At 36.0% G+C, this 15,990-nt stretch carries 13 protein-coding genes; 5 read left to right on the plus strand and 8 right to left on the minus strand.

Going from position 1 to position 15,990, the window contains the following annotated elements:
* Window positions 1–127: 127 nt before the first annotated feature.
* Entirely contained in the window at window positions 128–1,159 is a 1,032-nt protein-coding gene (holA, locus tag L6469_RS05465) for a DNA polymerase III subunit delta (RefSeq protein WP_006283352.1), read from the minus strand.
* Between the two features lie 61 nt (window positions 1,160–1,220).
* Between holA and L6469_RS05470 the strand changes: the two genes are divergently transcribed.
* Window positions 1,221–1,670 carry a type I restriction enzyme HsdR N-terminal domain-containing protein gene (locus L6469_RS05470; RefSeq protein ID WP_039871099.1) on the plus strand — a complete coding sequence of 150 codons (450 nt, stop codon included), beginning with the start codon at window positions 1,221–1,223 and terminating at the stop codon, window positions 1,668–1,670.
* A 1,155-nt stretch (window positions 1,671–2,825) separates the two neighbouring features.
* Here the strand turns inward: L6469_RS05470 and L6469_RS05475 are convergent.
* Entirely contained in the window at window positions 2,826–3,671 is an 846-nt protein-coding gene (locus L6469_RS05475) for a patatin family protein (RefSeq protein WP_027452926.1), read from the minus strand.
* 281 nt (window positions 3,672–3,952) lie between these two features.
* Here L6469_RS05475 and L6469_RS05480 point away from each other — a divergent pair, with 281 nt between their 5' ends.
* The gene (locus L6469_RS05480; RefSeq protein ID WP_051214612.1) at window positions 3,953–5,296 is read left to right on the plus strand and encodes an MATE family efflux transporter; all 1,344 of its coding nucleotides are present in this window, start codon (window positions 3,953–3,955) and stop codon (window positions 5,294–5,296) included.
* A gap of 371 nt (window positions 5,297–5,667) precedes the next feature.
* Here the strand turns inward: L6469_RS05480 and L6469_RS05485 are convergent, their stop codons facing one another.
* From L6469_RS05485 to L6469_RS05500, 4 genes are all read right to left on the minus strand, one after another.
* On the minus strand, window positions 5,668–6,132 hold the full coding sequence (locus tag L6469_RS05485) for a MaoC family dehydratase (protein ID WP_027452927.1): 465 nt from the start codon (window positions 6,130–6,132) through the stop codon (window positions 5,668–5,670).
* A 15-nt stretch (window positions 6,133–6,147) separates the two neighbouring features.
* On the minus strand, window positions 6,148–6,981 hold the full coding sequence (locus L6469_RS05490; RefSeq protein ID WP_006281841.1) for a zinc ribbon domain-containing protein: 834 nt from the start codon (window positions 6,979–6,981) through the stop codon (window positions 6,148–6,150).
* Window positions 6,982–7,037: 56 nt separating this feature from the next.
* Window positions 7,038–7,850 carry a Nif3-like dinuclear metal center hexameric protein gene (locus tag L6469_RS05495; RefSeq protein ID WP_006281840.1) on the minus strand — a complete coding sequence of 271 codons (813 nt, stop codon included), beginning with the start codon at window positions 7,848–7,850 and terminating at the stop codon, window positions 7,038–7,040.
* Window positions 7,851–7,919: 69 nt separating this feature from the next.
* Window positions 7,920–8,861 carry a DNA/RNA non-specific endonuclease gene (locus L6469_RS05500; protein ID WP_006281839.1) on the minus strand — a complete coding sequence of 314 codons (942 nt, stop codon included), beginning with the start codon at window positions 8,859–8,861 and terminating at the stop codon, window positions 7,920–7,922.
* Window positions 8,862–9,160: 299 nt separating this feature from the next.
* Between L6469_RS05500 and L6469_RS05505 the strand changes: the two genes are divergently transcribed.
* The 3 genes from L6469_RS05505 to L6469_RS05515 all read left to right on the plus strand — a co-directional run bounded on the left by L6469_RS05505 (window position 9,161) and on the right by L6469_RS05515 (window position 12,175).
* A complete protein-coding gene (locus tag L6469_RS05505; RefSeq protein ID WP_039869872.1) occupies window positions 9,161–9,688 on the plus strand; it encodes a DKNYY domain-containing protein in 528 nt (175 codons plus the stop codon).
* A gap of 490 nt (window positions 9,689–10,178) precedes the next feature.
* The gene (locus tag L6469_RS05510; protein ID WP_006281837.1) at window positions 10,179–11,273 is read left to right on the plus strand and encodes an agmatine deiminase family protein; all 1,095 of its coding nucleotides are present in this window, start codon (window positions 10,179–10,181) and stop codon (window positions 11,271–11,273) included.
* Between the two features lie 17 nt (window positions 11,274–11,290).
* Complete coding sequence (locus L6469_RS05515; RefSeq protein WP_027452932.1) at window positions 11,291–12,175, plus strand: carbon-nitrogen hydrolase; 885 nt, start codon at window positions 11,291–11,293, stop codon at window positions 12,173–12,175.
* A 93-nt stretch (window positions 12,176–12,268) separates the two neighbouring features.
* Here L6469_RS05515 and L6469_RS05520 read toward each other — a convergent pair whose 3' ends face one another.
* Both L6469_RS05520 and L6469_RS05525 read right to left on the minus strand, forming a co-directional pair.
* On the minus strand, window positions 12,269–13,585 hold the full coding sequence (locus L6469_RS05520; RefSeq protein WP_006281835.1) for an MFS transporter: 1,317 nt from the start codon (window positions 13,583–13,585) through the stop codon (window positions 12,269–12,271).
* 20 nt (window positions 13,586–13,605) lie between these two features.
* Window positions 13,606–15,990 carry a DUF4922 domain-containing protein gene (locus tag L6469_RS05525; RefSeq protein WP_237851059.1) on the minus strand — a complete coding sequence of 795 codons (2,385 nt, stop codon included), beginning with the start codon at window positions 15,988–15,990 and terminating at the stop codon, window positions 13,606–13,608.

Below are 15,990 nucleotides of genomic sequence, written 5' to 3' on the forward strand. Positions count from 1 at the left end.
AACTGCTAACACATGTTAAATAGAGCCTAGAACTAGAAAACTTCTAAAACTATTCTTGGAAAGAGAAAGCTACCATCAAAAAAAACATATCCAATAATTAATATGAAATTCCCATTTATCTCACAGATTAATGAAGAATAAAAAAGACCAATTCTTTCATTAATTCTCCCGCATCTGTATTTGGATTTTTAATACCTTTACTCTTTGCGTCGACCTCTCTCATCTTATCTACAATCTGCATTACTTTCATACCAGAATAGTTCTTCATTCCTGTAATATAATCACGAGCTGCCCATCCATTTCTCAAATCCAAGAAATTTGCAAGAGCATCAGGATCTTGTTTTTGTGGAGCATAGTATGCTACCATCAAATTTTCGAAATAAGAAAAGAGCAAAGGGAGAAAAGAGTACATAGAACCAGCCTTTGGGTTACTGTCAAAGTATTTTACTATCTGATTTACTTTAAAAACATCTCTATTGATTATTGCATTTCTCAATTCAAATCCATTAAAATCTTTACTAACTCCAATTTCCTTTTCTACAATTTCAGGTGTTACTCGTCTATCATTTTCAGGAAGAGAGATTAGGACCTTATCCAACTCTGAGGTTAATCGACTCAAATCTGCACCCACGTGATCAACAATCATCATCGAAGCCTTAGCTTCAATGGTAGCTTTTCGTTCTTTTAAATAAGTTTCTATAAAACCAGGAAGCTCCCTATCACGCAACTTTTTACTTTCAAAAATTACACCACCATTAGCCTGAGCTATCGCATAGACTTTTTTCCTTTTATCTATAGTACCGTTCTTGTGACAAAATACCAAAATCGTACTTTTAGCTGGTTTTTGGAAATATTTCTCTAAAATATCCAAATTTTTTAGATTTTGCGATTCTTTCACGATAACAACCTGATATTCAGCCATTATAGGATATCTCGATGCAATATCTACAATTTGAGCTGCAGTAACATCAGAACCGAAAACTATTGTCTGATTAAAATCTCTTTGATCGGGCTGCAGAACGTTATCTACAATGTAATTTGAAATTTTATCAATATAAAAACTTTCATCACCTTCTAATATATATATTGGCGAGAAATTCCGAGCCTTTAGATCCTTCATAAGAGATCCATAACTCACTTCAGATTTCTTTTCTACCATAACCTTGATTTAAGAAAGATAAAATTACTATCTTTGCATGAACAAATGCAAAGTTAGCAAAATGATTTCATTAAACCTTCCCCCATTTAAAACAAAATTATCAGGCACTATAGAGAAGCCTACCATTTTTGATATTCTACGAAAAAAATATGTTTCCATTACTCCTGAAGAATGGGTAAGGCAACATTTTATACATTATCTAATTGAAAAACTGAATTATCCACAATCTCTTATGGCTAATGAGGTTAATCTTAAAATAGGTGACAAAAACGTAAGAGCAGACAGTGTACTGTATGACAAGAACTTACATCCTCAAATGATTATCGAATATAAAGCACCACACATAAAAATTACACAAAAGGTATTTGATCAAATTACTGTATACAATATGCTATTACATGTTGATTATTTAATTGTATCAAATGGCATTCAACACTATATTTGCAAAATAGATTATAAAAACCAAAAATATATATTTCTAAAAGAGATCCCAAAATATGAAAATATTTAACATTATATACAGGAATGAATTTAAAAGAAAGAATTAAAGTTTTCAATTAACTAATACTATTTCTGTAGAATAAAGAAAGTGAAACAAGAATTGAAAGCATCCCTCCAAAAAACGAATATAATATAGACGTAAAGTATTAACTCTAGCCATTTAATACTCGTAAGCTAAGATTTATGATACTACAAAGAGCACTTCTTTTAGCAACAAAGAGCATTTTAAAGCCATTACAGACTATAAATAATAGAGAAACATACTCTGCTAACATTTTATTAAAACAACCTCTCTGAAAGCATTATTTACAGCTTCTAGAATAAAACCACTAAGGAAACCCTCCTCCATTAATAATACACTAACAAAACCAGGAGAAAAGATGCGGTAACAATACCAAAACAAAGAAAATGATTATCCTACACTATTTTAAACATTAATTACTAATAGATTTATTTCAAAATCCATATATCACTCACTATTTATAGATTATACATTATACAATAAGTTGATTTATAAAAAGAATATTTCTCATTAATATACTAATAATAAAAACATTAATATCTTAATGCATTATCTATTAATCGCTTATGAATATATTATTAATGATTGTTCTATATTTAAATACATCATTAATAAACACTACAACAGATAGATTTTACATTTAACAATATATAAATATAACTATTGATGATTTATAGTTATATATATTTATCATTTATTAATTTCAATATTTTTAAACTCACGAATAAACAAGAAGCAAGATTTAAGACCAACTCTAGCTATTATTATGGTATTACAAGAATCGAAATACAATCACCCCCAAAAAACTATTTATCAATTCATTATATTATGATTTATTGATTTGTCATAAATAGCTATAATTTTCAGTCACAAAAAGTTATTTTAGTTATCCATCTTGCTTATATGGCAGCTTTTTAGTAGAATGCCGATAAAATACAAAGAATAATTAAAGTAATTGGAGGATTACATTTGAAAAAGACAACTAGATATCGCATATAATCAGCAATTAAAAGTTGTATCTTTGACAATAAAAAGTTTTAGCAGGTATAAATTAATTAATAATTCTAATGACAAAGTTTTAGTTGGTTCTATGAAAAAGCATAAACTAAAAAAAGAGAATAGTCCAACTATTCTCTTAACATATTATACCATAAAGCTAATAATATCATCTAATCGATTTTCTGCCACTCTTCTACCCAGCTCATACGTTATCTGCATTTCTTCTGGATCATGCGATATATGTCCAATGGCCAATTTATTTGCCGGTCTCATCACTAAAATATTACCTTTTTTCTCTTCTACAGCAAGATAATCTAACTCAAAATTATACATTTCATGACGCCGAGCCATCGCATCAATAAATCTTGGATATTTACGGAGCACTATCTTCATCAGTGGCATTAACTTATTTTTCTGTTTAATAAACCCTTCAGGTTGGGTAAGTACCACCACATTCTGTTGAAAACCCTTTTGCTGAAAAAAACGTAATGGTATCGAATCAGCAACTCCCCCATCGAGAAATTTTCGATTATTGATATTCACAATCTTCGAAGCCAAGGGCATAGATGCCGAAGCACGAATATATTCTAGACTTTCATAATCAACTTTATCTATCTTTTGATAAACAGGTTCACCAGTTTCTACATCCGTGCAAACTATCCAAAATTCCGTTTTATTTTCCTGGAAAGTTTTCACATCAAAAACATCAATATATTCTGGCATATAATGGTAGTCAAATTCGCCACCAAAATAATCACCAGTTAGAAACCAAGATCGAAGAGAAGCATATCTCCAATCATGAGCTAGTTTTTTGTTATACCGTATCACACGCCCAGGTTGACGTGATATAATATTACAGCCAAAACAGGCTCCAGCTGAAACACCAACAACACCATCAAACTCTATTTTCTGCTCCATCAAGACATCCATGACACCTGCAGAAAATAATCCACGAAGCGCACCTCCTTCTAATACAAGTCCTTTCTTCATATTTTTAATTTTCATGAGAAATTACAAAGGTACATATAAAAATGGAAATGCAAGAGCGCTTTTTATTTTTTATAGAGATAAACAAATTGACATACATCAAGCCTACTACCATATAATAAGGCAATTACTTTTCGTTCAAAAGGTAATCCACCTAAAAGATGTAACTTTGCAGCCAAATAAGATTATTAACAATATACAGACAAGCAATAAGGGATGATTACAATTAAAATTTACTATTATAAGTAAAATGGTCATACATCCTGAACAACTAATCTCAAAATATGAATCAGAAAGCTAATCAAATCGATATGCTACACGGCCCTTTATTGGGAAAAATTATTAAGTTTGCAATTCCATTTGCAGCAAGCAGCATTCTACAACAACTATTCAATACAGTAGACGTTGCTGTCGTTGGACGATTTGCTAACAGCGAAGCTTTAGCTGCCGTTGGAGCTAATACATTTATCATCAATCTGATGATAAATCTATTTATAGGTATATCTATAGGAGCTAATGTCATATTAGCTAATCATATAGGACAACATGACGATACCAAAATAAAACACGCAATAAGTACCACATATAGTCTAGCACTTATCAGTGGTACCATTCTTCTTGCCCTCGGTTTACTATTATCTGATCCAATACTAAAGGCTATGGGTACACCAAGAAATATTATTCATGCAGCAACGACCTATCTTAGAATTTATTTTCTTAGTGCACCATTCTTCATGACATACAATTTTGGAGCTGCCATTTTAAGGAGCAAGGGCGATACCCGACGGCCTCTCTACATTCTATTAGCAGCAGGCGTCTTGAATACAATTCTCAACCTTATTTTAGTAATCGTGTTTAAGATGAATGTAGCTGGCGTTGCCATTGCTACCGGCATTGCCAATGCTTTTAGCGCTGCAGCAATAATATGGCTTTTACTCCATGAGAACGGAGCTTTTCGATTACATCCCAGCCAGCCAAAAATCTATACAACGGAATTAAAACACATTCTAAAGATAGGTATACCAGCAGGTTTACAAGGAATGGTATTCTCATTCAGCAACGTATTTGTCCAAACTGCTATTAATAGTTACGGTTCTGCAGCAATAGCTGGAGCATCTATATCTCAGACATTTGACAGTTATTGTTATTACCTGATGTTAGCTTTTAGCGGAGCTGCTGTTACTTTTACAGGACAGAACTACGGAGCAGCAAAGTACGATAGATGCAAACACATATTTTGGATATGCTTTATAAATGGAGCTTTAGTATGCTTTATCGCCAACATGCTCTTCATTACATTTGCAGATTCAGTATTGAATCTATTCACGACAGATGGAAACGTGATAAAATATGCCAAATTACGAATGGACTATGTTTTAATATTCCAATCGATAGCTGCATGTTATGACATACCTGCATCATCTATGAGAGGATTTGGATATTCACTCACACCAGCCTTGCTTACAATCATAGGAACATGCTTGCTCCGTTTAACATGGATAACCTTCATATGTCCAATATGGCCAGGGTTTGGACATCTTATGTTATGCTATCCTATTTCATGGTGTCTAACCAGCATTTTAGTTGGCTGCACATATATATCCAAATGGCATCAATCACTATGCTAAGAACTTTCTTTAAATAAAGAGGTGTCTTGTATGAAAATAAAAGCAAAATCGCCTAAAAATATTTTTTTTAATAAACAAAGATAGATTTTCGTTATAAATACTTGCAACTCTGTAACATTTTGACTAATTTTGTAACCGAGAAATACAAATTATATTTGCGATTAGCATAAACCAGAAAACTTCACATGAAAAAACAAAAAATTCTATTCGTATTTATTCTTGTTACAGCAGCATTGTGGCTGCTCAATTTGTAAATTCAAAATGTTCACAACATCTTAAAAGAAGCAATTAAGGTTCCTATGCATTAGCAAAGGAACCTTAACTATTTTTATCTAAGTCACTCTTGTTTTAGAATATCTTAGAACACTCATTTATTTAAAATAATAGAGGAAAGTAGCCTCACCCTTTAATGCTGGTTTTCTTTGACCCTCCACTTCCATCTGGAAGTCTATGGTAGCCTTACAGATACCACGAAGATTCTCTATACTTGCCAACTTAGTCACAAGGCGCAACTTACTTCCTACTGGCACAGGGATACCGAAACGCATCTTATCCATACCATAATTTACCATCATTGTGAGGTTATTAACTTCGATAATCTGATTCCAGAAATAAGGAAGTAATGACAAAGTAAGATATCCATGAGCTATAGTACTCTTATAAGGACTCTCCACCTTAGCACGATCAACATCAACATGAATCCATTGATGATCGAGTGTTGCATCAGCAAAAGCATTAATACGCTCTTGATCTACCTTCAACCACTCTGACGTACCGAGTTCCTTGCCTAAATAAGAGGCAAACTCATCATAGCTATTTACAATTAATTTTCCCATGGTTACATTATATAATTATTCTGCCTCTTCGTCGTCAGCTTTTTTCTTACGAATAACACGCTTACGCTTAGGCTTTTCTTCCAAACCTGGAGCTGCTACCTTTACACCTGCCAATTCAGGATCAATAAGAATACGACCACAGTACTCACAAACAATGATTTTCTTATGCATCTTAATATCTAGCTGGCGCTGAGGTGGAATCTTATTGAAGCAACCACCACATGCATCACGCTGTACATACACGATACCCAAACCATTACGAGCACCCTTACGAATACGCTTGAAACTAGTCAACAATCTTGGTTCTATCTTCTTTTCTAATTCTGCAGCCTTCTCTTTTAAGAGCTCTTCTTCCTCACGAGTTTCCTGCATAATGTCATCAAGCTCAGCCTGTTTGCTCTCGAGAGCAGAAGTACGATCCTCAATTTTACGACGAGTTTTCTCTAACTCTGCAGTTTTATCTTCTACCTTAAACTGAGCCTCTTTAATTTTCTTATTACAAAGTTCTATTTCCAAAGTTTGGAATTCGATTTCCTTTGTAAGAGTATCATATTCTCGGTTATTAGCAACAGTATCAAGCTGCATTTTATAACGCTCAACACTTGCTTCAGCATCCTCTATTTCGCCTTTCTTCTGAATAACGGCACGACGGAAATCTTCAATTTCTCTTCCGATTTTCTCTTCATGAGTATGAAGACCTTCGATTTCGTCTTCCAAGTCTTTTACTTCCAATGGAAGTTCACCTCTTAAAGCACGCTTTTCGTCTATCTGACTCAAAGTAGTCTGAAGCAGGAAGAGGGTTTTCAATTTCTCTTCAACTGTCAAATCTGTTGGATCTTTCTTTGCCATAATGATATAATTTATGTAATTCTATTATCTTTATTATTTTCTTTTATAACTATTTATTAAAGATAGATAATCGGATTGGTATTAATCTCAGATAATACACATCTTACACCAGGACATTTTTCTTCGATAATCTGCTTAAAGATCTCCCTAGTATACTGTTCACTCTGATAGTGACCGATTACGCAGATCTGAATTTCCTGATCATGTCCAAAGTATTCATGATAATGCATTTCACCAGTGATAAAAGCATCTGCCCCTGCTGCAATAGCCGTATCGAGCATAAAGCTACCAGCTCCACCGCATAAAGCAACTTTTTTTATTTCTCGCCGAAGAAGCTGATTGCACTGTACACATTCTACTTCAAACTGTTTACGAAGCATCAAAACCAAATCGTCTGCAGCTAGGGGGGTAGAAAATTCTCCTATAATCCCCTCGCCACCAACCAACTGACTTTCTTCATCAGAAAAGCATTCATCGAGATGTTGAGTTTTGCCTAGGAACTGAATATTTTCAAGTCCCATCTTTTCAGCTATTTTGAAATTGACACCACCAAAAGCACTATCCATATTCGTATGCATGCTTACGATAGCAATATCATTCTTTATAGCTTTCATGACAGTACGCTGTACATAATCCTCACCAGTAATACGACGAAGCTTATGGAAAATAAGAGGATGATGACTTACAATTAGGTTACACCCCTTTGCTATAGCCTCATCAACGACACATTCCGTCACGTCAAGACACAATAAAGCCCCTGAGACTTCCGCCTCTGTTAATCCACATTGCAAGCCTGCATTATCATAGCTTTCCTGCAAGGGCAGAGGCGCGAACTGTTCAAGGGCATTGATCACCTTTAATATTTTCACGCTAAAATTTTTATTTTAGAATGCAAAGATAATCATTTTTTGCGAATAGCGAAAATATTTTATGCTTTTTTACCAATCTTCTAAATTAGCTTCTTGTTCAATTTGGTTTTCTAACTTATCTGGCAAGGAAGCAAAAAAATCGATTTTAGTAATCCGCTCGATTTGATCCACACTATTTACGTAACTCTTCTTAGGGCGATTTCCCTCGATATTACGATACACAAAACCTATCGCCTTAGGTCTACCCACCAAACAGAGCACCACTTTGAAAAAAGCCTCTGGCACCGTAACCTTCGCTTTACCTATCATTTTATGGTTCTTACCTATTAATATAGGGCCACTCACGATATAGACATCGCCGTATTTTTTTGCCCATGCTCTGCACTGTCCCTCTATCTCGTTCCAGTCTCCACTGTTAAGTCCATGCACCTGCGGACACATATTACTCATCAAGAAACATTCTTCTTGAGCCCGTTTACTCCATTTATTATCCCCAGAAGGGCACATGTGCCCCCTATCATAGCCACTTCGTGCATAATCATACGTAGTGACCACTGTACCTTCCACCTCTTCGTCAGCCGTAAAAGCGATACCCTTACGCTTATAAGGACCATTCGTGTGTGCTTTGGTCAGATGCCAAGCCACCCAATTTGGAATTTTTAATTCCTGATTATAAGATACGGTATAGGCATACCGGCAAAGAATTTGCTCAGGTCTGTCAGTTAGTCTAGCAGGAAGATAATTAGCATACTTAGTCGAGCTTGAAGAGTTCGATTCTCCATCCGACTCAACTTGAAAATTTTCCCTATTACTCGATGAATTATTCCTATCATCCGACAAATCCTTATCGTTCACCAAATAATCTATCGCTTTCTGAGCATTCTCTATCTTATTCGCTGTTCTTTCTACATCTGAAAGTAATTCTCCAGACTTTTGATTTTGCCATTTACAACTACTTGTTAATCCCGCAAGTAGCAAAACAGCGATACATGGTATATTTTTCCTTTTCATACGAATGCAAAGGTAATAATTTCTGATGAAAACGGATTAGGCTTACAGAAACAAAAAAAGCATAGCCACCTAAAAATACATGCTAAGGCTAAATACCGAACGGACACGGATCGCTTACACGGACGAAAAAAGAAATACATAGAGGGAGCCATAAACTGAGAAAGGACCAACGGAAGAAATTCCTGTGAAAAATAGTAAAAATAAATTAGGGATTTCCCCCTACAAAATAGGTAAATCTTATTTTATTCTTATCAATTCGTATTACCTTTGCATCATTAACCAAATAAAACTATAAGAAGATGAAACAGTCAATATTTTTACGCAAATCGATTCTATTGGTAGCAATGATGGGAATCACCCAGCTTACTAATGCCCAGCGTTATGAGATAGATCACGATCGTGTCTATTTCGATCGTGAATTATTGAAATATGCCGATGCTCATACCTTCCGAGATTTAGGTTGTGGCTATGCCAAGGATATGTATAATGTATATATGGATGGGCGCGTGCTTGAGAATGTTGATCCAGCTTCTTTCCGACTGAAGGAATCCACCAGCTGGCGTAATCGTAAAGGTATAAACGAACCGCTTTCTTCCATTCGCGGTTATTACAAAACCAAGTTCAACGTCTATTATGGTGATAAGAAGATAGATGCAGTACCAGGTTCGTTTAAGGAACTGGGTGGTGGCTATGCTAAGGATGCTTTCAATGTGTTCTATTATGGTGAAAAAATAAAAGGAGCCATGGCTACATCCTTTAAATATAAGGGTAATGGCTATGCTGAAGATAGCTTTGATGTTTATTACAGAGGAAAAAAGATTGAATAAACAGATGATTATAATAACAAAAAAGCGGTAGATCTTCATCCCCGCCAACCGAAAGAGGTATACGGCAAAAGCCGAACCTCTTTTTCAAAAACAACAAATAATAAACCTAATACTAATCTTAATAACCTTTATATCTAATAACCTAATCTAACTTAATACAATACTTAATATATATATCGGCAACTTTAAGCAATATCCCTGCAATCTTTATTTACCTTAAGCAATACCTAATTTTACAATCTATAAATCTAACTAATAATTTCTTTTTAAAAACAACCTAAACAATCAATAACCTAAAAACTAATAAATCTATATATTTTCTAATTGCACTGCAAAGATACTACTGTTTGCGTACACAACAATGTTTTTCAGCATAAAATTAACCAAAAACGGTTCATTCTTGATTTAAATCAAGCGCTTTTGTGTTCGCACACGGCAAAATAGCGAAAATTCATTTTGCACTATCCACTTTTTACCTTATCTTTGCAATATGAAGATAAAGAAAACATATATTTTGCCTGCCGAATGGTATCCACAGGATGCTATCCAATTGACATGGCCACACGTTCAAACTGACTGGGCTCCATATCTAGATGATATTACCCAAACCTATCTGCAACTGGCTGATACCATAACAAAATATGAGTATCTTATCGTTGCAACACCAGAACCTGACCATGTTTGGCAGCTACTTAAAAATAATCTTGCAGACGAGCAAATAGAAAAAATACTTTTCTATTTAATAGATAGTAATGATACTTGGGCTCGAGATCATGGTGGCATTACAACTATCAATCCTCTAACACGAGCACTAACAGTACTCGACTTTCGTTTCAATGGATGGGGCGAAAAGTTCGAATGGGAAAAAGATAACCAAATTACCAAGCAACTCTTTGTATATCAACGAGAAAGTAGCAATAAGAATTTTGCACTATCTGCATGTATTGAAGAAAATGATGACTTTGTACTTGAAGGTGGAAGTATTGAAAGCGATGGTGAAGGCACAGTTTTCACTACCAGTCAATGCCTAATGGCTCCACATCGCAATCAGCCTCTTACCCAGATACAGATTGAGCAACAGCTCAAAGAACGCTTAGGAGTCGACCGTGTCGTTTGGTTCGACCATGGTAACCTTATTGGTGATGATACTGATGGACATATTGATACAATAGTACGAATCTGCCCAGACCACACCTTATTATATGTAGGTACACCTAACAAAGACGATGAACATTATGCAGATTTTAAAGCATTAGAAGACCAAATTCGCCGATGGGTAGACACTCACTACTCTCTCCAAAGCGAATCAAAATATAAAATGATAGCCCTTCCGTTCCCTGATGCCATTTACGATGAAGGCGAACGATTGCCTGCTACATACGCAAACTTTCTCATTTTAAATGGTGCTGTTATAGTACCAACGTATAATCAGCCTGAAAAAGATCAAAAAGCTATCAAAATAATCCAAGATGTATTCCCTACACGCAAGATCATTGGTATAGACAGCAGAACTATCATCCGTCAACATGGAAGCATACATTGTCTTACTATGCAATATCCACAAGGAATACTTCTGAAAAAATAAATGTAAACCATAAAACAATGAGAGAAATAAGAGTAGGATTTCTACAACAACATAATGTTGAAGATCGTAAGACTAACATGTTGCGACTTGCCGAAGGTATAGAAGATTTGGCAAAACGCGGTGCACAGCTTATTATTTTGCAAGAGCTACACAATAGCTTATATTTTTGCCAGGTAGAAGACGTTAACAATTTTGATTTGGCTGAGCCAATACCTGGCCCTTCAACCAATTTCTATGGAGAATTGGCTCGTCAGTTTGGTGTCGTTATCGTTACCTCCCTATTCGAGAAACGCGCAGCAGGATTATACCATAATACAGCCGTTGTTATTGAAAAAGATGGTACGATAGCCGGGAAATATCGCAAGATGCATATTCCGGATGACCCTGCATATTACGAAAAATTCTATTTTACACCAGGAGATTTAGGTTTCAAACCTATACAGACCAGTTTGGGCAAATTAGGAATTCTTGTTTGTTGGGATCAGTGGTATCCTGAAGCAGCCCGTTTAATGGCTCTTCAAGGAGCTGAAATATTAATCTACCCTACCGCTATCGGCTATGCACTCTATGACACAAAAGAAGAACAGGAACGCCAGCGAATGGCATGGACAAGCGTTATGAGGGGTCATGCTGTCGCAAACGGACTCCCTGTAATAGCTGTTAATCGCGTAGGATTTGAACCAGACCCTAGTAATCAGACTGGCGGCATTCAGTTCTGGGGTAGTAGTTTCATAGCTGGTCCTCAAGGCGAACTCCACTACCAAGCAAGTAAGGAAGAAGAAGAAAGCGTTATCATCGACATCGATCTTGACCATTGTGAAGAAGTAAGACGCTGGTGGCCTTTCCTCCGCGATCGTCGCATAGAAAACTATGGCGACATAACTAAGCGATTTATCGACTAAGATACAAGATCTAATATATTTAATGCGGCATTCATGAGAGTATTAACATTCCTCATAAATGCCGCATTTAATCGTTACGATATGATTTAGAATCTATTCTTCTTCGTAATTCCCTGATTCATCTATAGCATCTTCCTTTTTGCCAAAATTAGCATCTATCTGAACAAAAGCTGTTACTATAAAGGTTATCAAACAGAATACCATAACGAGTATAAAGAAATGACGATATCCTATAGTATCCTTCAACCAACCGGAAATCATTCCTGGCAGCATAAGACCTAAATATGAAAGTCCTGTACAAATAGCGTAATGTGACGTTTTATATTCACCTTGAGCAAAATAGAGCATAAACAATGTTAATGCTGTAAACCCTAATCCATAACCAAACTGCTCAACAAACAAGCAACTGCTAATAAGCCAAAGATTAGAAGGAAGAGCATAGCTCATATACACATAGACAAGATCAGGAAGGGTTAGCGCAATCACAAATGGCCATAACCATTTTTTCAGTCCATCACGAGATGCCAAATAGCCACCAACAATACCTCCTGCCAATAAACCTATTAAGCCGATTGTACCATTAGCAATACCAAATTCCATTGGTGATAATCCTAATCCTCCTTCAGAAGCGGAACGCTGAAGAAAAGTTGTTGTCATCTTGCCTAACAAAGCTTCTGGAAAACGATAGAACATAATAAATAGTATAGAAAACACAAATACCTTTAAAGGAAATTTAGAAAAGAATGATACTATCATATCCTTCATACCCCGTATTACAGCAGTTGAATTCGTATTATTGCGATTGTCCGCTTTTGGCCGTGGAAGAATCAAACCATGATAGAACCACAATGCCAAAAAGATACCTGTTAGCGCATAGAATATCAAACTCCATGTAAAGGCTATTCGATTTCTAAAATATACCTGCAAAATACCTGCAGCAGCAACTAATACACCTTGGCCAAATATTACTGCTATGCGGTAGAATGTATTACGTATTCCTACGAAGAATGACTGTCCGTGCTCATCAAGTTCAAGCATATAATAGCCATCTGCTGCAATATCATGAGTGGCACTCGAAAAGGCCATCAGAAAGAAGCAGGTCATAGTACCTTGAAACCAAAAAGGCGCATTAAGTGTAAAGCCTACTCCCGCTAAAGAAGCACCAATCAACAGTTGCATGGTAATAACCCACCAACGTTTTGTTTTATACAAGTCTACAAAAGGACTCCATAAGGGCTTGATAATCCAAGGTAAATTAAGCCAACTTGTATATAATGCTATTTCGGTATCACTCATACCTAGTTGCATATACATTGTTACCGCAACTACCATTACCAAAACGTTAGGTAGTCCTTCTGCAAAATAGAGAGTTGGTATCCAACTCCAAGGATTTCTTTTTTTATTACTCATGTATCTCATGTATTTGATTTCTACTTATAAATCTTTTTTATAGTAGCTCCCTGATAATAATGAAGCAGGATATCTTGATATGCATATCCATTCTCACCCATTACAGCTGCACCAATTTGGCAAAGTCCTACTCCATGGCCCCAGCCTGCTCCTGTCAGTTCAAAACGCTGTGGTACACCCTCTTCATTTATATCATATTTATCTACAACAAAAGCAGAACTGTATAAATGGCTTTCGCTGAGAGCTCTTCGTATCTCAAGTTCTTTTCCGATAATAAAAGTGTGATTTGTTCCAACTATTTTCAATCGGGATATACGACCACTCTTACCTCGTTCCAAAGGAATAAGATCTACGATATCGCCCAAATCTAATTTCAGTTTTTCAGACAAAAGGTGTTGAATCTCTGATTGGCTCAGTTTTACTTTCCATCGATAGAAATCAGGAGTTTCTTGATCATAATCATTAAGCACTTGCTCCAACACATTTTTATCAGTAGTATTACAAAATGCAGCCGGACTTGTACGTATCCACTCTTCTGCATTTTTCTCTACTGTCAGGTCGGGAATACTCTGAAGTTTCTTTTTAACAGCAGATTTCTCATCACGAACAGCTACAAGATAAGGTTTCTTAATATTCTCCCAACAGTATTGATATTCCTCAGATATACCACCACAACATTTACTGAATCGGGCATCACATATTTCCCCATTATCCATTAATATCTGTCCTAATGTGGCTTTAATAGCCTCAGCTACATGTGGCGATGTTTCTTTGGTAATACCTTGATAACGCTGGCAGTGGTCATCAGCACACACATCAAAAATTGTATGATCATCACGATCATACCAACGTATCAATTCGTCGTCTTTCTTCACAAATGAGAAGAAATTATTTCCTGTTTCTGCATGAGAACGTCTACGCTCCATTTGAGCAAAAAGCCAACTTCGTGAGATAACGGCATGAGCTTTTAGCAATTCTAGACTCGATGTAGCACTCATCTCACTACTGATGACACTCTCCAAATATTTTTCTACCGGCAATTCATTAATAGCACAAACCTGATCTGAATCGACCACAAATCGAAGTGTTCCTAGGAATGTCTGTGTTTCCTTGCGCTCCCAATGGAAATTTACTCCTATCGTAACATCATCAAGAGAGAAACTGGCATCATCTTCTATTGGATGAAAACCGAGCTGCGTATAGAGTGTTCCATTCCAAAGAATGGCACCTTCTGAAAATTCTACCGTTTGCTCTCCTATAACTTCTTTACCTTTAGCAAGATAAGGTTTATTGAGTACAAAATGTATTTTCTGCGCAGAAACAATGCCAACCTTTACATTTGGTTGCATGTCTAATTTCAGTTCATCGTCATTCGCATCGACTTTTAACTTACTACAAATCTGCTCCATCTTTTCTTGCGATATACCACATTCTTTCAAAATTGCTTCCGCACGTTCTACCGTGAGTTTTTGAAAATCCTCTTCACGTGGCGTGATGATGAGTCCACCCATGTCTAGAGCTCCAGGACTTACCATAACTCGTTCATTTTCTTCTTGCATATAGCAATTAGGACGATGTTTTTCTCTTGGAATGACTACAGAAATATATTTATCACCTTTTCTCCAAGCGATAATATTCATCATAGGTTCAGTCTCACCCTCACGAATAGGCAAAGCTTCATATAAAAGAGTAAAGAGTTTTCTATCTTTTTCCTCTTGTGTACTAACAATAGCAAATATTGGCACAATATAATCATCTATACGGGCCAAATAATTACAATCATCTAATTCATACAAGTTAGTCTTACTTCTGCATATTCGTCTCCACTCTTCCTGTAGAGGCAACACCCCATTTGTACCTGCCTGGAAATGCAGATGATCAGGCGCACTGGCTCCACACTTAGGACCATTATAGAACACCATCAGTCGCTCTGTTGCTGTCAACAAACGATGCATCTCAGAATAGTTTGGCAAAATCGCTTGCATCTGATGACGATAAGCTGGTATCGTAAAATGGGTGTTCAGTATCGGGAAAGGATTAATAAGTAACTGAAACTTATGATCTATTTTCTTCGACATTTGCACCTTTGGACGATTTGCATCACATAGGAAACAAGCACGATTGGCTAGCGTTTTAGCATCAATTTTTGCACCAGTAGAGACTATACGTGCTGGATTAAACTGAAGTTTTATAATAGAATTGTCGAAAGATTTTACTTGAACATTTTTCAAATCTGAAAAACGTTTCCTCACATCATCCCAAACCTCAAGTTGTCTGTTAAAGAAACGTACCAATGCATCATCAGGAGCAATATCGGCCAAACCCGCATTCATGGCTTGACGCGCACTTACTTCCATGGTACGTAAACGGTCTTTATAGAGATTATTAACATTAGCAGGATTCAC

This window comes from Segatella baroniae B14 (genome assembly GCF_022024235.1).
Taxonomy (GTDB): domain Bacteria; phylum Bacteroidota; class Bacteroidia; order Bacteroidales; family Bacteroidaceae; genus Prevotella; species Prevotella bryantii.

What these genes read in the sequence shown, in the direction of transcription:
- holA (WP_006283352.1), bottom strand. Translation starts at nt 1,159, where the DNA reads ATGGTAGAAAAGAAATCTGAAGTGAGTTATGGATCTCTTATGAAGGAT.
- L6469_RS05470 (WP_039871099.1), top strand. Translation starts at nt 1,221, where the DNA reads ATGATTTCATTAAACCTTCCCCCATTTAAAACAAAATTATCAGGCACT.
- L6469_RS05475 (WP_027452926.1), bottom strand. Translation starts at nt 3,671, where the DNA reads ATGAAGAAAGGACTTGTATTAGAAGGAGGTGCGCTTCGTGGATTATTT.
- L6469_RS05480 (WP_051214612.1), top strand. Translation starts at nt 3,953, where the DNA reads ATGAATCAGAAAGCTAATCAAATCGATATGCTACACGGCCCTTTATTG.
- L6469_RS05485 (WP_027452927.1), bottom strand. Translation starts at nt 6,132, where the DNA reads ATGGGAAAATTAATTGTAAATAGCTATGATGAGTTTGCCTCTTATTTA.
- L6469_RS05490 (WP_006281841.1), bottom strand. Translation starts at nt 6,981, where the DNA reads ATGGCAAAGAAAGATCCAACAGATTTGACAGTTGAAGAGAAATTGAAA.
- L6469_RS05500 (WP_006281839.1), bottom strand. Translation starts at nt 8,861, where the DNA reads ATGAAAAGGAAAAATATACCATGTATCGCTGTTTTGCTACTTGCGGGA.
- L6469_RS05505 (WP_039869872.1), top strand. Translation starts at nt 9,161, where the DNA reads ATGAAACAGTCAATATTTTTACGCAAATCGATTCTATTGGTAGCAATG.
- L6469_RS05510 (WP_006281837.1), top strand. Translation starts at nt 10,179, where the DNA reads ATGAAGATAAAGAAAACATATATTTTGCCTGCCGAATGGTATCCACAG.
- L6469_RS05515 (WP_027452932.1), top strand. Translation starts at nt 11,291, where the DNA reads ATGAGAGAAATAAGAGTAGGATTTCTACAACAACATAATGTTGAAGAT.
- L6469_RS05520 (WP_006281835.1), bottom strand. Translation starts at nt 13,585, where the DNA reads ATGAGTAATAAAAAAAGAAATCCTTGGAGTTGGATACCAACTCTCTAT.